Raw genomic sequence first — 22,660 nt, 5'->3', positions numbered from 1 at the left:
GAGGTCTCCGGCACGTCCTGGATGACATCCCAGTGCTCGACGATCTTCCCGTCCAGCACGCGGAAGAGGTCGACGATCGCCTGGCCCCGCTCGCCCGGCGCGTTCACGAAGTGGGCGCGCACGGCCACCAGGTTGCCCTCCGTGAGCACCTGCCTCAGCGTGACCGTCAGGTGCGGCATCGGGGCCGGGCGATCCTGTGTGCACCTGCCCGGCCCCGATGCCGTGGGCACGTGCTATGCCACACCGATGTCGGTCAGCCACTGGATCGCGGTCCGGGGGGCGAGGCCCAGCAGTTTCTGGGCGGATCGCTCGGGCGTGATCGAGCGGTCCGGCAGCGCTCGCATGGCCTGGTAGCTGTCCGCGACGTCCGCGGCGGGGCCCTCCCCGATCAGGGGCGCGGCGGATGCGCGGAAGGCGTTGGGGGTGATCGCCTCGTAGACCACGTCCCGCCCGAGCCGGGCACTGAACGCCTCGGCCAGGTCCTGTCCGGTGATGGCCGGGTACTGCCCGACGGAGACCACACCGGTGACATCCGCGCGTTCGAACAGCGCGGCAGCGACGTCGGCGATGTCCAGGTGCGAGGCCCACGAGACACGGAAGCCGGCGGGGAGCGGATAGCGCAGCACGCCCTGCTCGCGGACCGCGCCGACCACGTGCGGCATGAGCAGGTTCTCGAAGAACAGCCGGGGCTCGATCACCGCGTAGGACACGCCGCTGTCCGCCAGCCCGCCGACCAGCGTCGCGACCGCGCTCTCGGCCGTGCCGTCCTGATAGCCGTTACCAGGGTCATCGACGACGAAGCCGCTGGTGGAGAACACCACACGGGCCGGGCGGGCCGCGCGGACGGCAGTGACGACGTTGCGTGCGAAGGCCCGGCGGTCCTCCTCCGAGACTATGGGGAGGTGGACGAACACCCCCTCGGCGTCACGGTAGGCCCGGGTCAGGTCCGCGGTTGAGGAGGCGTCGGCGGCCACCACGCGCGCGCCGGTGACGGTGGCCTCCACATTGCGGGTCAGGGCCACGACGGACTTGTCCGCAGCGGCGAGGGCGGCGACGACAGGAGCACCCTGGGCGCCGGTGGCGCCATGAATCACGTAGGTCATGAGTCCCATTAGTGCACGGAATACATCGGTTACATCAACTGCACTAATGGGATACGCTCAAAAAATGGACAAGCTCTGCGATCACAAGTGCGGGGTCGCCCGGTTCCTCACCCTGCTCAACGGTCCGTGGGCCACGCTGATCGTGCGGGAACTCCTCCTGGGCCCCAGGCGGTTCACCGAGTTGCGCGGCGCCCTGCCCGGCATCAGCCCGCACACTCTCACCAGCCGGCTGCGCCAGTTCGAGGAGAACGGCATCGTCACCCGCACCGCGTACGCCGAGATCCCGCCGCGCGTCGAATACCGCCTCACCCCTCTCGGCGAGGGACTGCGCGAGGTTCTCGAAGCCATGGCCACCTGGGCCCTGTCGATCCCGGATCCGGTTCCTGACGCGGCGTCGTGAGACGGGATACCAGGGAAGGAAGTCAGCGCAGGGTGTCGTAAGCCTCGCGGGCGGCGAGTACCTCGGGAATGTTCTCCTCGGCCCAGCGGCCCAGTGCGTGCAGCGGCGTGTGCAGGGTGTGTCCCAGCGCGGTCAGTTCGTACTCGACCCTGGGCGGTATCTCGGCGTAGGCATACCGCGCTACGAGGCCGTCGCGTTCCAGATCCCGTAACGTGCCAGTGAGGACCTTTGGGCTGATGCCCTGGACCGCGGCACGCAGGTCACCGAAGCGCATCCGGCCGGCGCCGAGCACGATCACCACCATCGCGGTCCACTTGTTGGCGATGCGGGACAGGGACGTCCGGGAGGGGCAGGTCTCCGTGAGCACGTTGAAGTCCGCCTGCTGCGTCATGCCTCACGCCTCTCCACATGGTCAAGTCAAAAAAGAAGGGGCTGGTCACGGTCGGTGACCGATGGGCGACGCCACCCGACGCGGGCGACGCCGCCGCGCCCAGGAAACGGCCCCGGCGGCCGGTGCAGATGACCGCCGGGGCCTTGGTGTCGCCCGGGCACTCGGGGGAATAGGACTCCGGGCGACGTTCGGGGGGCGACGGCCGGGTGTGACCGCCGGGGACAAGGACTCCGGAGTTCTCTGGGCTCAGCTGCCGTTCCAGGAGGCGTCCTCGTCCTCCTGGACGCCGGGGAAGAGCCACACTTTCGCGATCTTGCCGCCCTCGACCCTCAGCACGTCTACGCCGTCCATCGACAGCTCGGCACCCTGGCGCTTGGCCGCGAAGTGCACCGGCACCGCGAACATCGCACCGTTGACCATCGTGCGCCGGTCACCGGAGCTCGAACGTCCCCTCGCTGATGACCATCGTCCTGCCCATCACCTCATTGACGGCGACCGCACCGCGGTGGGCGACGGTGAGCGTTTCAGCGGACCGCATGGCCGATCCCCTTGCTCTGTCGAGTCCTTTCTGGCGCCACCCATACTTGTGATCCGTAACCAGTCACCTCAACGTAACCAATGGGGCGGTATGGCGCACGTCACACTTCCAGCCCTTCGGCGTCGCGACCGGGAATCAACCCTTTTCAGAGCGCCGCCCGCATGACGCACACATTCTCCATCAATTCATCATTGAGCCCGCCATCGGTCCTTCGCCACGCATCACCTACCCCTGATACAGTCACGCACTCAAAGCGCTCGGGGGGAATCCGGCGTAAACCCAAGGAAAGACCGAGCAATGTCTGTAGCTGGAAATCCGCTCCGCAGAACATTTATCACCGGAGGATTGGCGGCCACTGCTGCCGTGCTCTCCGGCTGTTCCTCGAATTCAGAGGGAAAGGAAACCAGGAAAGCGGCAAACGCAGCGGCCGCGGCAACCGCCTCACCGGCCCCCAATGCCCGCCCTTCCTCGCCGTGGGGGGCGTTCTCAAGGCTGATGGACGGCAACAAGCGCTGGCAGGGTGGCAGCCTCCAGCACCCTGACCGAGACCCCGAGCGGCGGGAATTCGTGGCCGAGGAACAGGACCCCTTCGGCGTGATCCTTTCGTGCATCGACTCCCGGGTGCCGCCGGAGTTGCTCTTCGACACCGGTCTCGGCGACCTGTTCGTGATGCGCACCGGTGGGCAGGTGGTCGACCCGGTGGTCATCGGTTCCGTCGAGTACGGGCCCATGACCTCGGGAACTCCCCTGATCGTCGTCCTCGGGCACCAGCGCTGCGGCGCCGTCAAGGCGTCGTACGAGGCCATGCGTGACGGGAAGAAGCTCCCTGGCAACCTCCAGTCGATCGCCGACGCGCTGCGGCCGGCGTACGAGGAGACCGTGAAGGAAAAGCACGGCGACCCGGTGGACGCGATGACCCGCATCCACGTGAAGCAGACCTCTGCCGCGCTGCGGTCCAACAAGGATCTCGGCCCGCTCGTGAAGAAGGGATCTCTGGCGGTGGTCAGCGCCTATTACTCGCTCGACACCGGCCGGGTGGAAGTGCTCACCGGAGCGCCTTCCGCCTGACCAGATAATGTCCGTTCAACCGACTCCGCCGGGCAGTTCGCATCGCGTCGACAGTTCGGCGGAGTCGCTTGATCCGGGATTCTCCGCTGCCTCACTCCCGGATATCCAACACGTTCACCGGTGAGACGCCGACCTCACGGATCACAGCGTTTCCGGCCTATGATCGGAAATGACGTTCACTTTCTGACGGGCGACGCGGGCATGCGTCACTGAATTATCAAGTGCGTTCCGGTGTCGCCGACGGGGCGGTCGAGTCACGGTGAGCGATGCGTCCGTGAAGCACGGTGCGTGAGGCGGCCGCGGAGGGGTTGTCGAGCAGGTCGTGCAGGGCCTGGGCGGCAACTCTCCCGAGTTCGAACTTCGTACGACGAACGTGGTGAGCGGCGGCGGCAGCGCGCTCTGCAGCACGTCGTCGGTGCCGACGACGGAGATGCTCTTGTCGCTGACGGCGTAGACGGCGGTGGGCGGTTCGGGCAACTCCAGGAGCCGGCACATCTGCTGATAGCCCTTCACCTCGCTCCCCCCGATCCTGAGGGGGCATCAGCTCGGCTGAAGGCGTGATACCCGCCTCCAGCAGCGCCGCCTGGTAGCCGCGTCGCCGGCAAGGAGCCGGGCCGGGTGGTGGGCCTGGTGATGGAGGCCCTCTCGCCCGCCGCCGCGCAGGACGGGTTCATGGCGGAAGTCGTGTCGGGGGTGGAGGACGAGCTGCGGAGCCGGGGGATGCAGATGCTCCTCCACCTGTACCGTCCCGACGACGATCCGATCTCGGACCTGGGTCGGAGGAGACGGGCGGCGCCTTCTTCGCCACAGCAGCGAGCCCCCGATCGCCATCAGAGAGAGGTCGCGGCGGCGTATCCGACACCCGCTTCCGCTGTGGCCCACACAAGCGGCGATGACACTGTACGGAGCGATGCGCCGGTAGGGCAGGCGGGCGGCGCCCGCGAGGTGCGGGGCGAGGTGCGCACCACCGGCAGGAAGCGGGCCAGAAAGACCGCTCGGCCGCCGTGGCGTCTCATCAGCGTGTCGGCCCCGGACCGCAGCGGCCACCACCGCGTACGCCGCGGCCGGGGGGAGGTGGCCGAGGATGTCGGAGAGCGCGTTCACCGCCTCGTCCCGTCGAACTGCGGCATGGGCTGGTCCGCGGAGACGAGGGGGCGTTGCAGATGCCAGACGTAGGCGGGGGGTACGTTGGCCCATACTGTCCAGCGGCCCGTGGCGTAGGTGCGCTGGTAGGTGGCCGTGATCTCGTCCACCCGGCGTGGCGGCGGGCTTCTGCTCGCGATGCCGTCAGGGCGCGGGCCTTGCGGGTGCGGAGGTAGGCGAAGTAGGTCAGCGTGCCGCCGGGGTGGAGGAGTTCCATGTAGCGGGCCATGATGCGCTCGACCTGCACGGGCGTGAAGCCGATCTCACCGAAGTGGTACGGCTCTACGGGCTGCGGCACTGGGCCGAGCAGAGCTACAAACAGGTCAAGGACGAACTCGGCTGGGCCGACTTCCAGGTCCGCTCCGATACCGCGATCCGCCGCCACCAGACCCTCGTGAACTGTGCGTTCAGCTTCTGCTGGAACACCTGGTTCACCCCGGACCCACCCCCGCCCGCCCCGGTCAGCCCGCCACCCGAGCAAGGCGCACCGTCAGGACCGGCAGAGAGGGGGAGAACCCGGGCCCCAGCAGCCCCGCCCGGCCTGCTGGCCCCGCGCCATCCGCGACGTCCGTGGCTGGCTGATGCCCTGGGCCACGCTGCACCGCTGCTGGCGGGGCCTGGACAACGAAGCCCCTGCCCACAGCACTACAGGAACTGATCAACACCGTCGGCACGGGCAGACCCCTGAACCTCTACATCCCGGTCTAACAAACCACCGCTAGGGGTGCGTCACCCCGCTTGAAACCAGGGCACTGACCGACGCAGGACCTCGCCCCCGCAGCGTAACCACCCGCTGTCCACGATCACGGGGAACTTCAGCCCTGCCACTCCACCTTGAACACCCACACGTACTGCCCCGCCCTGCGGGCCGCTTCGGGTACGTCGATCACGAGCGAGCCGTTGCTGACGGTCCAGGTCAGCGGGCGATCGTGGCCGAGCATCGTCACCTTGTCGCCGTTGCGGATCGGCACCGGAGCCTCGACGGTGAGCTTCGCGCCCGGCCGGGCCAGCGAGTGGATGTAGAACGCCTCGTTCTGCCGGACCGTGAACCGCAGGTCCTCGCCCAGCTGTGCCATGCGCGACCAGTAGGTCGTGTCGTATATCGCCTCGCCGTTGACGCGCAGCCAGCGGCCCGTCTCGCGCAGCCGTGTCTGCATGATCTCCGGGATGGTGCCGTCGGCGCGCGGCCCGATATCGAGGAGAAAGTTGCCGTTCTTGGAGACGATGTCGACCAGGTCGTGCACGACCTCTTCGGTCGTCATGTAGGCGTCGTCGGGCGTCGCCTGGTTGTAGCCGTAGCTGAAGGGGTCGAGGCCGCGGCTGGACTCCCACTTCGCGACGACCGTGTTCTCGTACGTCGTGTATTCGGGGGTCGTGAAGTCGTGGAAGCCGATGCCCGAGCGGTCGTTGACGGTCACCTCGATGGGCCGGCGGCGGTTCTTGGCGTGGTTGAAGTACTCCGCGAGCACATGGAGGCTGTCGTTGGCACCGCCGATGTCGCACCAGATGAGCTGCGGGTCGTAGCCGTGGATCAGTTCCAGCATCTGCGGGGCCTGATAATCTCGCACAAAATCCTTGCCCGCGCTGTAGCCGGTGTACGGCTCCGGCTGAAGGGTGTACGGGTTGCGCGGGGCGTGTCCCATCCACGGGTTGTCGGGGTTGAACCACTCGGGCATGGAGAAGTACAGGCCGCGGTGGAGTTCGGGTGTGTAGCGCTTGGAGGCGTCGAAGAGTTCCTTGATCAGGTCCCGCCGCGGCCCCATTTTCACGGAGTTGCGGTCGGAGACCTTCGTGTTCCACAGGGCGAAGCCCTCATGGTGTTTCGATGTCAGCACGTGGTACTGCGCGCCCGCGTCCCGGAACAGCTCGACCCACGCCCGCGGATCGAACTTCTCCGCCCTGAACATCGGAATGAAGTCGTCGTACGCGAAGTCCTCGCCGTACTTCTCCCGGTGGTAGACGTAGACGGCGTTCGCCGGGTCCTGCATGTGGTTCCAGTACCACTCGGCGTACTGCTTGCCGACGGGCGACCAGGCGGGCACCGAATAGACACCCCAGTGGATGAAGATGCCGAACTTGGCGCCCTGGAACCAGTACGGCGCCTGATGGCCGGTGAGCGAAGCGTCGGTGGGCTGGTAGTCGGCGACGCCGAGGGTCAACTTGCCTTCCCTGGAGGTGACTTGTCCGCCCCGTGCGCTGACGGTCACCGTGCCCTCCCGCGTGGTGCCGGGCGCGGTGCCGGTGCGGTTGCGGATGCCGACGCGGACGCGGGCCTGCTCACCGGGGTCGAGGCGGCGGACGCGGGCGGGCTCGACAGTGCGGGCGCCGGGCACGTCGACGCCCACGGACACACCGTCGGCCGCCAGGACTGCGACCGTGCCCGCGTTGACGACGGTGGCCTCGACGCTCTGGGCGCCCGTGGACTCCAGCAGCGAGTTCGTAGAGTGTGCGTCCCGCAGGGCCAGCGCCCGTCCCTGGGCGACCGGCTGGAGGGAGAGGGCGAAGACGTGCAGGGACGACTTGCCGGCCTCCGCCGGGTTGGTCTTCGGCAGCGTGAGCGCGATCGCCTCCCGTCGAGGATCCATCCACAACTCCGACGTGCCGATCCCGACGCGGTGCTCGTCCTTGGTGCCGTCCGGCTTGTAGCGGTACGCGGCCGACAGTGAGCCGCCCTTCGAGTACCAGTCGGAACCGCCGAGTCCGGCGGTCGTGCTCGAACCGTCCGCATAGTGCACGGTGGCCGTACCGGAGGCGTTGCCGTAGCTGCCCGCCGTGAGGAACAGGGCCGACAGGTAGCGGCCCTTGGGCAGCTCGATGCGCTGGCCGAGCGCGACCACGTTGTTCTTGGCGCCCGCGGCGGACGACGGGAAGAGGAAGGGGACGCCGTCGACCTCGACCCGGCCGGCGGGGAGTTCCTCACCCGGGAACGTGTAGCCCGCGCCGTCGAAGTCGCCGCCGCGTGCGGTGGCGGTGTCGATGCCGTCATTGTCGAAGAGGGCGTCGAGCGGGACGGGTATCGGGTCGGGGACGGGAACCCACTGCCCCGCCTGCCCGGCGGTCGGCTCCGCGGCCTGTGCCTGGGTACCCAGGGCGATGGGAAGAGCGGCCACGGCTGTCACACCCGCCGCGGCACCCAGAACCTGACGTCTTGCATACGTACTCACGAGCGGCTCCTATTCATCGGATGTCTGATGGTCCGGTGGGCCGCAATGCGCTGTCAATGGGCCGTTGAGTAAAGGACGTTGTGTCAGTGATCGGATGACACGACGCCCAGTGGGCAGCGGTAGGTCACCGCGCGACAAGTCCAAGCGGACCGGGCGGCCACGGGGCGGCAGCCGCTCGGGCGGTCAACCGGCCCGGCATCGCGCCGGTGACCACGGGGCCCGAGCGGGCGAGATCTGACGGCGAACCATCCCGTTCGGCCAGCGTCTGCTTCACGTCTTGCCACCCGTCGTGGCGATGCCCTGGACGAAGAACTTCTGGGCGACCAGGAAGAGCAGGATCACCGGGGCCACGGTGACGCAGCTGGCCGCCATGAGGGTGCCGTAGTCGGTCTGGTACAGGCTCTGGAAGAAGCGGATACCCACGGGGAGCGTGAACTTCGAGGAGTCCGTGAGGAAGATCAGCGGGCCGAAAAAGTCGTTCCAGGACGCGACGAACTGGAAGAGACCGACCGTGATCAGAGCCGGCTTCGCCAACGGCAGCGCGATGGAGGCGTACTGACGCAGACGACCCGCGCCGTCGATGCGGGCCGCTTCGAAGAGCTCCTTGGGGATCCCGAGGAAGAACTGGCGCAGCAGGAAGATGTAAAAGGCACACCCCACGCCCAGGAAGCTCGGCACGGTGAGGGGCAGGTAGGTGTCGAGCCAGCCGAGCTGCTGGTAGATCGCGTAGGACGGGATCAGGGTGATGAACGGGGGCAGCATCAGCGTCGCGAGCAGGACGGCGAAGAGCGGGCCGCGAGCGCGCGAGCGCAGGTGAGCGAAGGCGAAGGCGGTCAGCGAGGAGCTCAGCAGGGTGCCCACGGTGGAGACGACGGCGATGAACAGCGAATTGCCGAAGTAGCGCCACATCGACACCCCCGCAGCCGCGGTGGAGAAGTTGCGGCCGTCGATGTGGCTCGGCCAGAACCGGGGCGGGAACGCGGTGACCCCACCAGGACCCTTGAAGGCGCCGGAAAGCATCCAGAGGAAGGGCAGGACGAAGAAGAAGGCGGCAATGCACAGGGGGACGTAGAGCGGGATGAGCGCCACGCGACCGGGTGACGGTCAGCCGGAGGGTGGTGGAGGATGCGTGTGTGTCGGGCACGGGCCGGTCGCCTTTCATGAGCCGAGGTGGTGGACGTGGCGCCGGGAGAACCGCAGAACCACCACGGTGAGCACCACGACGACGAGGAACTGCACCCAGGCGAGCGCGGAGGCGTAGCCGACGTTGGAGTACCAGAACGCCTCGTTGTACAGGTAGAGGCCGAGGAAGTACGTCGTGTGCTCGGGGCCGCCGCCGGTCATCACATACGGTTCCGCGAACACCTGGAGGGAGCCGATGAGGCCCATGATCACGTTGAACAGGATGACCGGCGACAGCAAGGGCACCGTGATCCTGCGGAACCTCTGCCACCAGCCGGCCCCGTCCACGAGGGCCGCGTCGCGCAGTTCGAGGGGGATGTCCTGGAGCCCGGAGAGAAAGACAATCATCGCGCCGCCGGTCGCGGTGAGGCTCATCAGGACCAGCGCCGGAATCGCCCAGGTGCTGCTGGCCAGCCACTCAGGGCCCTGGATGCCCACTTTGCCCAGGAGGTAGTTGAGGACTCCACCGCTGGGGTCGAGCATCCACGACCAGACGACGAACAGCGGCACGCCCGTGACGATGGCGGGCAGGAAGAACACGGTTCGGAAGAACGTGCGGCCGACGATGCGTGTGTTGACCATGGCGGCGAGCGCGAGGGCCAGGACTGTTCCCAATGCCACCCGTGCTCCGGCGTACAGGAAGGTATGCCCGAGCGAGGGCCAGAAGTCCAGGTCCGAGGTGAACATCACCCGGAAGTTCTGCAGTCCGATCCAGTGTGGCGTACCGACTCCGTTCCACCGTGTGAAGGCCGCGAACAGCGAGAACAGCATCGGCCCGAGCGTGAGGCCGAGGAAGCCCGCCAGCCAGGGCGCGAGGAAGAGCCAGAATGCCGCGGACTCCGAGCGCCTCAGTCGGCGCCAGTACATCGTCACGTTCATGTTCTCCGGTCCCTTCGCCGTCTCAGGCACGCAGGATCTGTGTGCCGCGTTCCTGGACAACGTCCAGTGCCTGGCGGACCGGGGCGCCCCGGTTCTCGACCGCCTGCACCTGTTGCCCCAGCACGTCCCAGACCTTGTTGAAGATGCCGCCCTGGTAGGCCACGAGCTGGTGCTCCATGCCCGCGATCATCCGCGCCCAGGGCAGCACGCGGTCCTCGGCCGACAGGCCCTGCTGCCCGCCCTTCAGAGCCGTCCGCAGGGCGGGCGTGCCGACCGGCTCGAGGAGCCGCTGGGCATCGGGGTCGGTGGCGATGAAGGTGGCGAAGTGCCAGGCCTCTTCCTTGCGCTTCGACCCCTCGAAGACCGCCACGTTGTTGTTCTGATAAGTGCCGATCCATTCCTTGGGGTAGGGCACGACCCCCCACTCGAACCTCTCCGCGATCTGCTGCCTGAGGTAGCTGAGCGCGTACCCGTAGAAGAGATCCATCGCGAACAGCCCGCTGGTGAAGTCCACCGCGTACTGCGTCTGACCCGCGGCCGGCATCGCGCGACGCGTGTGGACCAGGTCGTGCATGAGCTGGAGCGCCGAGACCATGCGACCGTCCGTGGCGGTCATCCTCCTGGTCAGCGGGTCGAAAGGAAGACCGCCATGTACGGTGGCGACGTCGTACGGCTGGTTGGTGCCGAACGCGTTCCGCATGCCCCACGTCCGGCGGACGCCCGAGCCCGAGGGCGCCGCCGCGGCCGTCTCCAGGAAGTCACGTTCGCTCCAGCCGCCCCTGGGCAAGGGGATGCCCAGCTTGTCCAGCAGCGTCTTGTTATAGGTGACGCCCTTGGGATAGACGATCACGGGCAGGCAGAGCACGCGGCCCTCGATTCGGGCCGGGTTGAGAGACCCCGGAAGCCACTGGTCCTCCCTGACGCCGTCACGTCGGACGAACGACGAGAGGTCGGCGTAACCGCCGAGCTGGCTCAGGCCGGACACCCAGCTCTCGGCCACGATCATCACGTCGGGCGCGGTGCCGGCCCGGAACATCAACGGCAGCCGCTGGAAGAACCCGAGGGAATCGGCGTACGTATAGCTGATCCGTGCGCCCGGGTTCCTGCGACGGTAGAGCTCGACGATCCGCCGGTAGATCCCGATGGAGACGGTGTCGCCGTGGAAGCCGAAGACCAGCTCGTCCTTGCGCCGGGAGGCACCGCAGGCGGCAGTGCTCCCGGCGATCGCCGCCGACGTCCCGAGCGCGGCACCCGCGCGCAGCACTCTTCTTCGCGTGAGAGGGCGCATGGTCATCGCACCTCTATCGCCAGGCAGTTGACGTAGGGCGTCGGAGGGTGCTCGGGAAGGTCGACCACCAGTTCGCCTCCCGGGTAGATCTGGTGGTGCTCGACGGGTCCCGCACCCAGGAGCCGGACGGAGCTGATCCGGGTCTGCGGACCGAGACTGCGGATGATCGACCGCCGGTCCTGGGGCCAGGCCATCTGGAAGGCGTAGACCGTGTTCTCACGCCGGGTGTGACGGTAGTCGGCGTCGGTCCAGGCGACGCGGTCCTCGCGGAAGCCGTCCACGACGACACCACTGGGCCCCTCGACACCCGGTCCGAAAGGCCGGGAACCGTGAATCCCCTCCCCGCACACCTCCATCCAGCCGGCCAGCTCCTTCAGGAGGTGACGGCACTCCTCGTCGATGGTCCCGTCGGGCAGCTGGGGGACGTTCAGCAGGAGCCTGCCGTTCTTCGCCACGACATCGACGAGCAGTTCGACCACGTGAGCGGGGCTCTTGTAGACGGCGCGCACGTCGTAGAACCAGCCGCCCAGGCAGGTGTCGGTCTGCCACGGCACGGGCGAGAGCGCCGGTTCCTGGCTGCGTTCCACGTCCAGCACGCCGATTCGGCGAACTTCCGACGACCGGTCCTTCTGGGTGTAGACGGCCTGGTTGCGGCCACCGTTGCGGGCCGCGCTGGTGTTGTACAGGTGCGCGGCCGCTCGCAGACCGGCCTGCATGCCGTGGACGCCGAAGGGTGGTGCACCGTCGGAGTAGAGCAGGTCGGGCTCGTACAGGTCGATCATCTCGGTGACCAGGTCCAGCCACCGCCGGTGCCAGCCGGGGTTGGCGGTGTACCAGGGGGCCACCAGATCAGTACGTCGCCCAGGGACGAAGTGCTCGTCGTTGGCCAGGTAGAGGTCCTCGAAGGCCGGGTCCGTGCCGTCGTAGGGCACACCCGCGTAGGGTCCCGTGGCGTCCGCGCCCTTGTTCACCGACCACCAGCTGAACGCGGCCCCGAGGTGCTCGGACAACCCGAAGCGCAGCCCCCGCGCATGCGCCGCCTGGCGCCACAGTCCGACGACGTCCTTGCCCGGCCCGACCGCCGCCGAGTTCCAACGGTGCAGTTGGGAGGGATAGTTGAGGAAGTTGTCGTGGTGGGACGCAAGGGCGACGAAGTAGCGGGCGCCGGCCCGGACGTACAGGTCCATCAGCTCGTCCGGATCGAACCTCTCCGCCTTCCACAGCGCGCCCAGGTCCTTGTATCCGAACGTCGACGGATGGCCGTACGTCCGTACGTGGTACCGGTATTGGTCGGACCCCTCGATGTACATGTTGCGGGCGTACCAGTCGCCGTAGCGCGGCACGGACTGCGGTCCCCAGTGCGACCAGATTCCGAGCTTGGCATCGCGGAACCACTCCGGGCACTCGAACGTCGACAGCGATTCCACGCTGGGCAGGAAAGGGCCCGTCGTTTCCGGTCGTTGGGGCACGGCGACATCACCTCGGCTGGGCAGTCCTGGTCGGTTCCGGGTGAACGTAGATCTCCCGGGAGACAGGAACCAATGGTCAGGAGTGGATATCGCTGGTCCGTTCTCACCCACTTGATCTGCCGCTGACCGCGGTCTGGTGAGCGACGGCACCCCGATGTACGGTCCGGACATGCCCGACCGGAACTCGAAGATCACCTGGAGGGTGCCGCTCGCTGAGCCACCGCTCATCGCGGACCTGGGTATCGGTCTGCACGGCGTCGACAGCCAGGTCGACGACTGGTGCCTGCCCGACCTGTGGTCACTCCACCTCTACGGATACACGGGCGAACTGGAAGTGTGCGGCACGGTCATTCCGATCGCTCCGGGGCTCGTCAGCCTCGTACCCCCGGGCGTCTCCACGCGCTACCGCTACAGGGGGACGTCCCGCCACCTTTTCGCTCATATCCGGCTGCCTGCCCAAGCCGACGAGGACTGTCCAGAGCTCCCGGTAATGCTCGACTGCGGCACCGACCTGCCCCGCATTCGCGACCGGTTCGAGACCGCGCTGGAAACCAGACCCCGTCTGCCTCACCTTGCACGTGCCGAAGTGTGGAGCCTGCTCTCCCTCTTGGCGGCCCGTCAGTCCTCGCGCTACGACGACGTCTCCGGCCTTCACCCCGCGGTACGCGCAGTTCTCTCTCACATCGAGGCGCACCTCAGCGATCCCATGAGCGTCGCTTCGCTCGCCCGGGGGGTCGGCCTGTCCCACAACCACCTCACGCGACTCTTCCGCGCGCAACTCGGCACTACCGTCGTCGCCCACATCAGGAACCGCCGCATGCACCGTGCCCACCATCTGCTGACGCGTACGGCGCTGTCGGTCAAGTCCGTCGCCCCCATGGTGGGGTTCACCGACCTGCAGACCTTCAACAAGGCGTTCCGCAAGGTGTACGGAGTCGCGCCCCGCGTCATCCGTGACAGGGTCGTGAACCATCCGTTTGAGGAGGACGCGGCACCGGCGGTCGCGCTCGACTTGTCATACTCGCAGGGGCGTTGAGTGGGGTCGGGGACTGGCGCGGTGGCTGATGCGTGGCGGATGCGTCGCTGGGGCGCTGTCGCGTTGTTGGTTGTGTGGGTGTCTGACGGTGTGTCGGGGAGTGGGCCTGCGCTCAGTCCGTGGTGGACAGACCGGCGGTGTCTGTGACCTGCTCCCAGATGGCGAAGCGGATGGTCATTTTCGGCTCGGTAGTCGGGGGCGGTCATCAGATGGCGGCGAGGCCGGAAGTTCGGTGAGATGCCGCTGAACGCGGACAGGAACCGCTGCGCCCCTCCAGCGGAGCGGAAGCCCTTCATCGCACGTTCACGCTGCCTCGTCGGCTGGTGGCTGTTCTCCGCCCGGTTGTTCAGGCTCTTGCGCGAGCGGTGCTCGACGGAGGGCATGACCTCTCGGTGAGCGGTGCCGTAGGAGTGGAGCTTGTCCGTGACGACCACTCGCGGCACCGTACGGGTCCTCTTCACCAGACGACGGAAGAATCGCCTGGCCGCGGTCTTTATCTTCATGATGATCTTTCCATCAGCCACGTCAGCCACATGCATGCTGACCTGGCTGAATCATCGGAATTCAAGGGGTGTTCGGCATCACAGGCACGTTTGTCACGTCATTCAGCGCAGAACGGGCGACGTTGACCCAAGACAGGACAGGCTGGGTGATCGTCGGAGCTGACGACTACGCCCTTCACCGCGAGGGCTCGCTCTTCCTCGCAAGGACTGCGAGACGCCGACCGGGCCTACAACACCGAGAGGACCTACGCCGGGCGATCGGCGCTGTACCTGTCGTACTGCACGTTCCACCGCCTGGAATGGGCGCAGATCACCGTGTGGCAGCTCGCCCGCTTCCTGCACTGGCTGGTGGAGGAGCCGCTGCCGTCACGAGCCCGTGGTGAGGGCGGGCCGGAACGATTCCGCGACGAGAACACCGCGAACGCGATCGTGGGTACGGTCTGCGAGTTCCTCGTCTTCGGCGTACGCATGAAGTGGGTCGATCCCGAACTCGCCGGGCAGCTGACCGAGCCCCGCTACCTGCGTTATCTACCGAAGGGGTTCAATCTGGGCGAGAACGACCAGCACCGCACGGTCCGTTCGCGAATCCTCAAGCTCTGGGGCGTCGACTCGGGGATCGAGCGGCTGACGGTCGAGCAGATCGCCCGGCTGATCGACGTCACCCGGCACGCGCGGGATCGCTTCTTGGTGCTCCTGCTGTGGTGCACCGGTATGAGGATCGGCGAGGCTCTCGGGCTGCGCCGCGAGGACATGCACCTGCTGGCCGATTCGCAGGCTTTCGGTTGCCAGGTCAAGGGCCCGCATGTGCATGTGCGGCGCCGGTTGAACAGCAGTGGCGCGTGGGCGAAGTCGCAGCGGCCGCGGGCCATCCCGGACACCAGCGAGCTGGGCGTCTGCTACGCCGACTACCTCTACGAGCGCTCGGCGGTCCCGCAGGCCGACTTCACCGAGCAGGTGCTCGGCAACCTCTTCCGTGAGCCACTCGAACAGGCGATGGCTTACTCCGGCGTCAAGGGGCTGTTCGACCGGCTCGCCCGGCGGGCGGACCTGATCGCCAGGCCTCACATGATCCGTCACAGCGCCGCCACCGAATGGATGCGCCAGGGCACCGACCGGTCGGTGGTCTCCGACCGCTCGGGCACATGTCCGAGGCGTCCATGGCCCCGTACGTCCACGTCGACGAGGGCTCCCGGCGAACCGCGGTCGAGCGCGCGGACGCCCGACGCCGGGAGATGGCGCGATGACCATCGAGATGACGGCCGCCGTCGCCGAGCCCCGCGTCCTCACGCTGCAACGCCCGCACCGGCGCGCTGCCGATCCGTCGGCGCAGGTCACGCAACGCCTTCTCCGACAGACAGACCACCGGCATCCCGGACAGACCCACGGTCAGCTTGTCCCAGACCAGCCGGTAGCCGACCTGAGGGAACAGGCACATCGCCAGCAAGAAGTAGACCCCCGACCCGCGACGGAAGATCACTCAACCGCCGCTGCACCGCCCTCGTCTCCGCAAGGACCGCGTCCACGAACTCGAACGGCACGACCGCGCTCAGTTCCCCCAGATGCCCAGGAGCGAACCGGCGCCCGGCCACGGTGACCGTTTGGGTGATGGCCGTCAGCGGAGACGGCAGAACACATGTGACGGGGCAACGGAACTCCTTCGGGACAAGCTGTCTTGGTCGACTGCCTGTACTGACGAGCTCCGTTGCTCTGCGTCGAGAATCCTTCAACTCACTTGCGTGACCTGCGAAAACGCTAGCCAACCGGCCTTGGGCCAGGGCCCAAGGCCGCGAAGTCAGCGGATCTTCGAGCAGGTCACGGGCTGGAAAGAGTCGAACGCGGCAACGGGACCTCTGGTAAGGCTGGGATCGACCAAGATCTTCCAACTGCCAAAGGTCCTGTTGCCGTTGTCAGTCTGCCATCGCCCAGCCCGCTCGCTCCACCTCGGCCTCCGGATATGTCTTCGCTCCGGGGTATCTGGGCGAGTTGACGCAGCACGTCCCCTTCGAGCGTATCGATGCGGTGCTGGAGAAACCGGCACGGTATGTTGGGCGACCCTGAAAATGCCGACGGTCGCGGCACTGAGGATGCCGATGTGCCCACCCTCTGGCTGGAATGGCGTGCGCTTTCTGCCGGCGGCGGCGTTCACGCACGCCATCGGTTGACGGCGGCGCGTGTTTCAGCCCCCTCGAAATGGCTCGGTCTGCCGTTTCGGTGGACCAGACGGCCGAGCCGCTCCGCCCTCGCCCGGGGCATGAGCGTCCACCTGCCGTCGGGATCGCGCAAGGCCGCCGAGTGCCAGGGAGTGGTCCAGGCATCGGGTGCGTCGAGGAGGCGGATGCCGAACTTGGCCGCCCCGACGGGCTGGGGGTGGATGGACAGGCGTACGGCGCGGGGGTGGTGCTCGGCGATGAGGGCGCCCCAGGCGCGGCTGCGCTGGATGACGCCATACGCGCGCTTGCGGCACTCGCGTTGGAGGGCGGAGCGGGTGCCGGTGAAGTCGGCGGTGTCCTCGACGAGGAAGCGGGTGATGCCCCGGTACAGGGCGAGCATGTGGGCGTCGGCCCGGACCTCGGCGCGCAGGGCCTCCAGCGTGGGCGCGTACTGGTCGTGGACGCGGGCGCGTTGCGTGTCGTGGGGAAGGTCGCCGAGGACGTCGCGCAGGTCGAAGACAGACAGGTGGTGCAGATCCAAGGCCCGTATGACCGCGCGGAGTTCGTCCGAATAGGCGTCTATGTGGTCGTCCGGGACACCTATGAGGTCGCCGAAGACGTGGCCGTCGGAGCAGATGACGACCCGGGCTCCTGGTGCGTAGATCCGTTCGATGTCCATGCACAGGCTCTGGAGAAAGGTGAGGGAGAGTCGCTCACCCTGGTCGGGGAGGTGCCCGAGCACCTTGGCGGGGTTCGGGGACTTGCAGGGGAAGCCGGGCAGGGTGAACACGACGGGTTCTCCGTCGTGTACGAAGCCGTCGATACGGCGCCGCTGGTGCCGGAACGCCTCCGCAGTGGCGGGCGCGTGGTCGGTGGTGCGGTGATACGGCAGGAGCAGGCGCAGGATCGCGGCGCTGATGCCGGTGGAGCGGGGGTCCGGCGCGGTCGTCAGCGGCATGTGGGTCCTCCGTGAGGGCATGCAGGCATGGCCGTATGGCGCCGATGGGGGTCCCCCTGCTCGAGCTAAGCCGAGAGCTTGAGTGAGGGGCGCCGGGCGCCGACGGTGGTCAGGTGGGTGGTCAGTCCGGGCGACAGGGGCCGGTTCGGGCTGCGGGACCGGCCCCGGACGGCCGAATGGCAGGTGTCAGCGGCGTCGGTCGTAGCCGACGGGCAGGTGGTTGGTGCCGCGGCCGAGGACGGCCGGGATCCACTCGATGTCCTCGTCCCTGATCGCCAGGTGCAGGCCGGGCAGACGCGTGAGCAGCGTGCCCAGGGCGATCTGGAGTTCGGCGCGGGCGAGGGCGGCGCCGGGGCAGAAGTGGATGCCGTGGCCGAAGGCCAGGTGAGGGTTGGGCGATCGCTCGAAGTCCAGGGTGTCGGGGTCGGGGAAGCGGCGCGGGTCGCGGTTGGCGGCGCACAGGGAGACGATCACGGAGTCTCCGGACGGAACCTCGGTGCCGTGCAGGTCGCTGTCCTGGTCGAAGAAGCGCCAGGTGGTCAGCTCGAAGGCACTGTCATAGCGGAGCAACTCCTCGACCGCGCGCGGCAGCAGGTCCGGGTTGTCGCGGAGCCGGGCCAGTTGGCCGGGGTGGCGGAAGAGCGCGATCAGGGCGGTGGTGATCTGGTTGGTGACCGGCTCCTGGCCCGCTACGAGGAGCTGGAAGATCATCGAGTCCAGTTCCTCCTGGGAGAGCTCGTCATGGTCGCGGGCCACGACGAGGCGGCTGAGCAGGTCGTCGTCCCCGTGCTCGCGCTTGTGGGCGACGATGTCGGCGATGTAGCTCTGCAGGCCGTGCAGCCGGGCCTCGTACACAGGGCGTCCGGGGTCGGTGGGGCCGACCGGCTGGACCACTTTGCCCCAGTCGCGGTTGAAACGGGACGCCAGTTCGGCGGGGAGGCCGATGATCTCGGCGAGGACCTGGAAGGGGAAGTGGGCGGCGAAGCCGGTGACGAGATCGGCGGGGCCGGTCTCGGGGAAGGCGTCGACGAGCGTGTCGGCCAGTTCCTGGAAGCGGGGGCGGAGTTGCTCGATGCGGCGCGGGGTGAATGCGTCGGTGACGAAGCGCCGCATGTGGGTGTGCTGGGGCGGGTCCTGGTGGAGGAGGTGGACCTGGAGCTGCGAGTGCTGCGGCTCGGGCATGATCGAGGCGCGGGCGCGCCAGCGGTCGTTGCCGCGGTCGTGGCTCTTGCCGAGGCGGTCGTCGTTGAGGGCGGCGTGGGCGGCCTCGTAACCAGTGACGAGCCACGCCTGTACGCCGCTGGGGAACAGCACGCGGTGGACCGGGCCGGCCTGACGCATCCGCTCGTACAACGGGTAGGGGTCGGCCTTGTACGGGCAACCCGTCAGCGGGACCGGGTCGGGCAAGGCCGTCTCCGGCTCCACGGTCGGCAGGGGTTCCTGGATGGTCATGGGGAGGCTCCTCTACAGGTCTACAGGTCTACAGGGCGAGTTCGGGCTGGTAGTGGTCCAGCCACAGGGCGAGGTCGACGACGCGTTCGAGGCGCAGGCGGTGGCCCCACTCCAGCCGGTCGGGCGGGGTGTCGAGGCAGGGCTTGATGAGGGACTCCTGCGCGAGGGAACGGACCCGGTCGTCGGCCAGCGCGTCACGGGCCATGTCCTGCAGGCCGCGGTTGTAGTCGGGGTGGTGGGTGGCCGGGTAGTGGTTCTTGGGCCGGTGCAGCACCGAGTCGGGCGCGAGGCCGGCGCCCGCGGCCCGGAGCAGGCTCTTCTCGCGGCCGTCGAAGCTCTTCAGGGACCAGGGGGCGTTGAAGGCGTATTCGACGAGGCGGTGGTCGCAGTAGGGCACGCGGACCTCCAGGCCCTGGGCCATGCTCAACCGGTCCTTGCGATGGAGGAGCTGGCGGAGCCAGCGGGTCAGGGACAGGTGCTGCATCTCGCGCTGCCGGTGCTCGGTGCGGGTTTCGCCGTCGAGGTGGGGTACGGCGGCCAGGGCGCTGTGGTAGGTGTCGGCGCGGAACTCGGCGATGCGCAGGTCGAGTTCGGGGTTGAGCGGCATGGCGGCCTCGTCACCGGTGACCAGCAGCCAGGGAAAGGTGGCCGCGGCCAGCGCCTTGGGGTTGTGGAACCAGGGGTAGCCGCCGAACACCTCGTCGGCCGCCTCGCCGGACAGGGCGACGGTGGAGTGCCGTCGTATCTCCCCGAACAGCAGGTAGAGGGAGGTGTCCATGTCGCCGACGCCGATCGGCGAGTCCCGCGCTGCGACCACCGCCTTGCGGTGCTCGGGGTCGAGCAGGGCACGCGGGTCGAGGACGACCGTGCTGTGGTCGGTGCCGATGAAGGCGCCGGCCTCAATGGCGTAGGGGGTGTCGTGGCCGGTGCGCAGGACGTCGCCGGCGAACTGCTCGGCCTGGTCGCTGTAGTCCACGGCGTAGGAGCGGATGCGGGCGTCCGGGCCCTGGCGCAGGCGGAGTTCGTCGGCCAGCAGGGCGGTCAGGACGGTGGAGTCGATGCCGCCGGACAGCAGGCTGCACAGCGGGACGTCGGCCTCCAGCTGGCTGTGGGCGGCCGTACTGACCAGCCTGCGGACGCGCTCGACGGTCGCTTCCTGGTCATCGGCGTGGGCACCGGCCTCCAGCTGCCAGTAGCGGCGTTCGCGGATGCCGGAGCGGTCGAGGACGAGCAGGCCGCCGGGCTCGACCTCCCGTATCCCGGACCACACTGTCGGTCCGGTGTTGAACAGCAGGCTGTACGCCTCCCGCAGTCCGTCCGCGTCCACCCGGGGCCGTATCTCCGGGTGGGCGAACAGCGCCTTGGGTTCGGAGGCGAAGGCCAGGCCGCCATCGATGGCCGCCCAGAACAGCGGTTTGACGCCGAGCCGGTCGCGGACCAACAGCAGCCGCCGGGCTCGTTCGTCCCAGACGGCGAAGGCGAACATGCCCTCCAGGTGGTCGGCGACGTCCTCGCCCCACTCGGCGTAGGCGCGCAGCACCACCTCGGTGTCGCTGCGCGTATGGAATGCGTGCCCGCGGGCGCGCAGCTCGGCCCGCAGTGCGTGGTGGTTGTAGACCTCGCCGCTGTAACTGAGCACGTGGGTCGGCCGGTCGGGCCGGTCGGCCATCGGCTGGACGCCGCCCTCGATGTCGATGACGGCCAGGCGGCGGTGGCCGATCGCGGCCTGCTCGCCCAGCCAGACGCCTTCGGCATCGGGGCCGCGCGGGGCGAGGGTGGCGGTCATCGCTTCGATGACCGGGGCCTGGGTGCGGGCGTCGCTGTGGAAGGACGCCCAGCCGGTGATTCCGCACATGCCATGGCTCCTGGGTCAGTGAGGGGCGGCAGGCGCCGCGTCGGTCGTCTTCTCGGGGATGGCGGTCGGCCGTCGGCCGGGCAGCGCCAGCAGGGGCACGGCAAGACAGGCGGCCACCGCGGCGAGCACCAGGGAGGCCCGTACGCCGCCGTCCGCCCCGGCCAGCGCCCACGTGGCGGTGGCCAGGGCCGGGCCGAGCGTGAAGCCGAGGCTGCGGGCGAGTTGTACGGCCGAACCGACGGTGGCGGCCCGGTCCGGTGGGGCGGCGCCCATCACCAGGGCCTGGGTCGGGCCACCGCCCAGGCCCATGCCGATCCCGGCCAGTGCGAGGCGCCAGGCCACATCGGGCGGCGACCAGGTGTCGCCGAGGGGGATCAGCAGGAGCAGTCCGACGGAGGTGAGCATGGCGCCTGCCACGGCGACGGGCTGCGGACGGTACCGGTCGGCCAGTCGTCCGCCGAGTGGTCCGGCCAGCGCCATACCGAGCGGGAAGGCGAGCACGGTCAGCCCGGTCGTGGTGGCGCTCACGCCGTCGTCGCGCTGAAGGTGCAGGGCGACGACGTAGTGCATCGCGGCGAACCCGGCCGCCAGCGCCAGCACCGCGCCGTGCGCTCGCAGCAGCCGCGCCTCCCGCAGCACGCCGGCCACCGGACGACCACCCGGTCCGCGCAGCCACCACCACAGCGGCGGTACGGCTGCGAGCGTGAGCAACAGCCACGCGGAGGCGTCGGAGGCCAGGGTCAGAGACAGCAGCAGAACTGTCATGCCGGTGGCGGCCAGCGCCGTGTCGGCCGAAGACCGCCGGTCGGGCCGGCGCAGGCGGCCGTCACGAGGCATCGCCTTCCAGGCCACGACCAGCGCCAGCAGGCAGAGCGGGATCTTCACCAGGAAGACCGAGCGCCAGCCCAGCTGGTCCAGCAGCAGCCCGCCCATCGCCGGACCGGCCACCGCGCCCAGCGGGCCGAGCGTCGCGGGCACGCTCATCGCCCGGCCGCGCACCTGAGGGCGTACGGCGCGCATCGCCAGCACCGGCATCAGCACGAACAGCACCGCACCACACGCGCCCTGCCCGATCCGGGCGGCGATCAGCCAGGCCGCCCACGGGGAGGCGGCCGCCAGCGCACTGCACAGCGTGAAGCCACCGGTCGCGGCCAGCAGCGCGGGACGCAGGCCCACACCGTCCAGCCACCGGCCGACGGGCAACAGCAGAGCGACGACCGGAAGCTGGTAGCCCAGCACCGCCCATTGGGCCGTCGCGGCCGAGACGTGCAGCCCCTCGGAGATGTCGGCGAGCGCCACGTTGACGATGTTCATGTCGAGCATCGCCACGAACGACAGCAAGCCCGCCACGGCCACCAGGAGCCAGCGGTCCTCGACCGCGGGTATGTGACCGGGCCGCTCCGAACCGGAAGCGTGGTCCGTCACTCTCCGCCCCTTCCCTCGCGGGTGGGCTGCCGGACAGCAGCCTCGTCCCACAGGTCGGGGAAGCGCTCGGGTCAGTTCCCGGATCTGGCCGAAAAGGCGTGGGGAGGAAGGAAGTTCAAGGGGCGCGGCGCCTCAGGTCTGCCGCGCCTCGGCCCTGGCGGCGCACTGCTCGCGGGCCTCGTATCGCCGTCTCCACCAGCAGATACAGCACGGCAGCGAGTGCCGCCCCGGCGGCACAGCCGACCAGGGCGCCGGGGGGCCACGACCAGCCGGCCGCAGCCGCCGGCCGGCAGCCCAGGCCGGCGGCGGTCAAGGGCCCGGACCCACCTCGCCGGCCCGAGCTCGGGAGGAGTCCTTCCCTCGTGCCAGTACGCCTGTACCGGCCCCGCCCTGTCCGCACCAACCGGAGGGAGAGGCCGCAAGAGCCGCGGCCGGAGGTCAGGCAGTGGCCACGCCGTCCAGTGTGCCGGACTTGGCGTCCGCGACGAGCGACGCGAACTGGTCGGCGCTCATCTGCACCCGCTGTCCGAAGTCATCCGTGAGCACCACGCGCCGCTCCGTCGGCGCGGCCGGGTCGACGAACAGCTGCGGGCATCCGCAGTCGCAGTTGCCGCAGAATGCAGCCATCGGGGTCAGGCCATCGACGTCGGTCATGC

General features: G+C 68.7%; 17 protein-coding genes and 6 pseudogenes. 5 read left to right on the top strand and 18 right to left on the bottom strand.

Annotation, left to right across the window (positions count from 1 at the left end; translation table 11 throughout):
* Nucleotides 1-44 precede the first annotated feature (44 nt).
* Together ADL12_RS56685 and ADL12_RS23210 are read right to left on the bottom strand one after the other, a co-directional pair.
* Nucleotides 45-179, bottom strand: a pseudogene (locus tag ADL12_RS56685) (SnoaL-like polyketide cyclase); the annotation flags it as partial.
* A gap of 54 nt (nt 180-233) precedes the next feature.
* The gene (locus ADL12_RS23210) at nt 234-1,103 is read right to left on the bottom strand and encodes an NmrA family NAD(P)-binding protein (protein ID WP_062704955.1); all 870 of its coding nucleotides are present in this window, start codon (nt 1,101-1,103) and stop codon (nt 234-236) included.
* Between the two features lie 64 nt (nt 1,104-1,167).
* On the opposite strand from ADL12_RS23210, the gene ADL12_RS23205 reads away from it, so the two are divergent.
* Nucleotides 1,168-1,503: a winged helix-turn-helix transcriptional regulator gene (locus tag ADL12_RS23205; protein ID WP_062704722.1), complete on the top strand. Its 336-nt coding sequence runs from the start codon at nt 1,168-1,170 to the stop codon at nt 1,501-1,503.
* Nucleotides 1,504-1,525: 22 nt separating this feature from the next.
* Here ADL12_RS23205 and ADL12_RS23200 read toward each other — a convergent pair whose 3' ends face one another.
* Both ADL12_RS23200 and ADL12_RS54165 read right to left on the bottom strand, forming a co-directional pair.
* Nucleotides 1,526-1,894, bottom strand: a complete 369-nt coding sequence (locus tag ADL12_RS23200; protein WP_062704721.1) for a winged helix-turn-helix transcriptional regulator — start codon at nt 1,892-1,894, stop codon at nt 1,526-1,528.
* Between the two features lie 246 nt (nt 1,895-2,140).
* Nucleotides 2,141-2,314, bottom strand: a complete 174-nt coding sequence (locus ADL12_RS54165; protein ID WP_159053253.1) for a nuclear transport factor 2-like protein — start codon at nt 2,312-2,314, stop codon at nt 2,141-2,143.
* Nucleotides 2,315-2,927: 613 nt separating this feature from the next.
* Between ADL12_RS54165 and ADL12_RS23195 the strand changes: the two genes are divergently transcribed.
* Nucleotides 2,928-3,500, top strand: coding sequence for a carbonic anhydrase (locus tag ADL12_RS23195; RefSeq protein WP_062704719.1), 573 nt, complete (start codon nt 2,928-2,930; stop codon nt 3,498-3,500).
* 1,100 nt (nt 3,501-4,600) lie between these two features.
* On the opposite strand, the pseudogene ADL12_RS50830 reads toward ADL12_RS23195, so the two are convergent.
* Nucleotides 4,601-4,899: pseudogene (locus ADL12_RS50830) on the bottom strand (translation initiation factor IF-2); the annotation flags it as partial.
* Between ADL12_RS50830 and ADL12_RS58550 the strand changes: the two are divergent.
* Nucleotides 4,900-5,365, top strand: a pseudogene (locus ADL12_RS58550) (IS701 family transposase); the annotation flags it as partial.
* A gap of 93 nt (nt 5,366-5,458) precedes the next feature.
* On the opposite strand, the gene ADL12_RS23185 reads toward ADL12_RS58550, so the two are convergent.
* The 5 genes from ADL12_RS23185 to ADL12_RS23165 form a co-directional block, all read right to left on the bottom strand.
* Nucleotides 5,459-7,807, bottom strand: coding sequence for an alpha-L-fucosidase (locus ADL12_RS23185; RefSeq protein ID WP_062704715.1), 2,349 nt, complete (start codon nt 7,805-7,807; stop codon nt 5,459-5,461).
* A gap of 270 nt (nt 7,808-8,077) precedes the next feature.
* The gene (locus ADL12_RS23180) at nt 8,078-8,896 is read right to left on the bottom strand and encodes a carbohydrate ABC transporter permease (protein WP_062704713.1); all 819 of its coding nucleotides are present in this window, start codon (nt 8,894-8,896) and stop codon (nt 8,078-8,080) included.
* A 69-nt stretch (nt 8,897-8,965) separates the two neighbouring features.
* A complete protein-coding gene (locus ADL12_RS23175; RefSeq protein ID WP_062704711.1) occupies nt 8,966-9,898 on the bottom strand; it encodes a carbohydrate ABC transporter permease in 933 nt (310 codons plus the stop codon).
* Complete coding sequence (locus ADL12_RS23170) at nt 9,891-11,156, bottom strand: ABC transporter substrate-binding protein (protein ID WP_159053252.1); 1,266 nt, start codon at nt 11,154-11,156, stop codon at nt 9,891-9,893. The genes ADL12_RS23175 and ADL12_RS23170 overlap by 8 nt, the downstream gene beginning before the upstream one ends.
* A 2-nt stretch (nt 11,157-11,158) precedes the next feature.
* Nucleotides 11,159-12,796: an alpha-L-fucosidase gene (locus ADL12_RS23165; protein ID WP_079052221.1), complete on the bottom strand. Its 1,638-nt coding sequence runs from the start codon at nt 12,794-12,796 to the stop codon at nt 11,159-11,161.
* Between ADL12_RS23165 and ADL12_RS23160 the strand changes: the two genes are divergently transcribed.
* Nucleotides 12,795-13,661, top strand: coding sequence for an AraC family transcriptional regulator (locus tag ADL12_RS23160; protein ID WP_063806721.1), 867 nt, complete (start codon nt 12,795-12,797; stop codon nt 13,659-13,661). The genes ADL12_RS23165 and ADL12_RS23160 overlap by 2 nt on opposite strands.
* A gap of 112 nt (nt 13,662-13,773) precedes the next feature.
* Here the strand turns inward: ADL12_RS23160 and ADL12_RS50820 are convergent.
* Nucleotides 13,774-14,149: pseudogene (locus ADL12_RS50820) on the bottom strand (DDE-type integrase/transposase/recombinase); the annotation flags it as partial.
* A 483-nt stretch (nt 14,150-14,632) separates the two neighbouring features.
* Here ADL12_RS50820 and ADL12_RS56680 point away from each other — a divergent pair.
* Nucleotides 14,633-15,241: pseudogene (locus ADL12_RS56680) on the top strand (tyrosine-type recombinase/integrase); the annotation flags it as partial.
* Between the two features lie 274 nt (nt 15,242-15,515).
* Here the strand turns inward: ADL12_RS56680 and ADL12_RS57765 are convergent.
* The 7 genes and pseudogenes from ADL12_RS57765 to ADL12_RS23130 all read right to left on the bottom strand — a co-directional run.
* A pseudogene (locus ADL12_RS57765) lies at nt 15,516-15,599 on the bottom strand (hypothetical protein); the annotation flags it as partial.
* A 707-nt stretch (nt 15,600-16,306) separates the two neighbouring features.
* The gene (locus ADL12_RS23150) at nt 16,307-17,272 is read right to left on the bottom strand and encodes an L-tyrosine/L-tryptophan isonitrile synthase family protein (RefSeq protein ID WP_062704701.1); all 966 of its coding nucleotides are present in this window, start codon (nt 17,270-17,272) and stop codon (nt 16,307-16,309) included.
* A gap of 186 nt (nt 17,273-17,458) precedes the next feature.
* A complete protein-coding gene (locus ADL12_RS23145; RefSeq protein WP_062704699.1) occupies nt 17,459-18,724 on the bottom strand; it encodes a cytochrome P450 family protein in 1,266 nt (421 codons plus the stop codon).
* A gap of 28 nt (nt 18,725-18,752) precedes the next feature.
* Nucleotides 18,753-20,579, bottom strand: coding sequence for an asparagine synthase (glutamine-hydrolyzing) (gene asnB, locus ADL12_RS23140; protein WP_062704697.1), 1,827 nt, complete (start codon nt 20,577-20,579; stop codon nt 18,753-18,755).
* Nucleotides 20,580-20,594: 15 nt separating this feature from the next.
* Nucleotides 20,595-22,004: an MFS transporter gene (locus tag ADL12_RS23135; RefSeq protein WP_062704695.1), complete on the bottom strand. Its 1,410-nt coding sequence runs from the start codon at nt 22,002-22,004 to the stop codon at nt 20,595-20,597.
* A 115-nt stretch (nt 22,005-22,119) separates the two neighbouring features.
* Nucleotides 22,120-22,317 (bottom strand): hypothetical protein, encoded by a 198-nt coding sequence (locus ADL12_RS54155; RefSeq protein WP_159053250.1) that lies wholly within the window; start codon nt 22,315-22,317, stop codon nt 22,120-22,122.
* 125 nt (nt 22,318-22,442) lie between these two features.
* Nucleotides 22,443-22,658 (bottom strand): hypothetical protein, encoded by a 216-nt coding sequence (locus ADL12_RS23130; RefSeq protein WP_062704693.1) that lies wholly within the window; start codon nt 22,656-22,658, stop codon nt 22,443-22,445.
* Between the last annotated feature and the right edge of the window lie 2 nt (nt 22,659-22,660).

This window comes from Streptomyces regalis (assembly GCF_001509475.1).
GTDB lineage: Bacteria > Actinomycetota > Actinomycetes > Streptomycetales > Streptomycetaceae > Streptomyces > Streptomyces regalis.
Note: the sequence above shows the minus strand (reverse complement) of the source record. Positions and strands in the feature narration are given on the sequence as shown.

Excerpts from the sequence above, each read along its gene's own strand:
- ADL12_RS23195 (WP_062704719.1), top strand. The coding sequence starts at position 2,928 with ATGGACGGCAACAAGCGCTGGCAGGGTGGCAGCCTCCAGCACCCTGAC.
- asnB (WP_062704697.1), bottom strand. The coding sequence starts at position 20,579 with ATGTGCGGAATCACCGGCTGGGCGTCCTTCCACAGCGACGCCCGCACC.
- ADL12_RS23200 (WP_062704721.1), bottom strand. The coding sequence starts at position 1,894 with ATGACGCAGCAGGCGGACTTCAACGTGCTCACGGAGACCTGCCCCTCC.
- ADL12_RS23205 (WP_062704722.1), top strand. The coding sequence starts at position 1,168 with ATGGACAAGCTCTGCGATCACAAGTGCGGGGTCGCCCGGTTCCTCACC.
- ADL12_RS23130 (WP_062704693.1), bottom strand. The coding sequence starts at position 22,658 with ATGACCGACGTCGATGGCCTGACCCCGATGGCTGCATTCTGCGGCAAC.
- ADL12_RS23160 (WP_063806721.1), top strand. The coding sequence starts at position 12,795 with ATGCCCGACCGGAACTCGAAGATCACCTGGAGGGTGCCGCTCGCTGAG.
- ADL12_RS23145 (WP_062704699.1), bottom strand. The coding sequence starts at position 18,724 with ATGACCATCCAGGAACCCCTGCCGACCGTGGAGCCGGAGACGGCCTTG.
- ADL12_RS54165 (WP_159053253.1), bottom strand. The coding sequence starts at position 2,314 with ATGGTCAACGGTGCGATGTTCGCGGTGCCGGTGCACTTCGCGGCCAAG.
- ADL12_RS23170 (WP_159053252.1), bottom strand. The coding sequence starts at position 11,156 with ATGCGCCCTCTCACGCGAAGAAGAGTGCTGCGCGCGGGTGCCGCGCTC.
- ADL12_RS23165 (WP_079052221.1), bottom strand. The coding sequence starts at position 12,796 with ATGTCCGGACCGTACATCGGGGTGCCGTCGCTCACCAGACCGCGGTCA.
- ADL12_RS23210 (WP_062704955.1), bottom strand. The coding sequence starts at position 1,103 with ATGACCTACGTGATTCATGGCGCCACCGGCGCCCAGGGTGCTCCTGTC.
- ADL12_RS23150 (WP_062704701.1), bottom strand. The coding sequence starts at position 17,272 with ATGCCGCTGACGACCGCGCCGGACCCCCGCTCCACCGGCATCAGCGCC.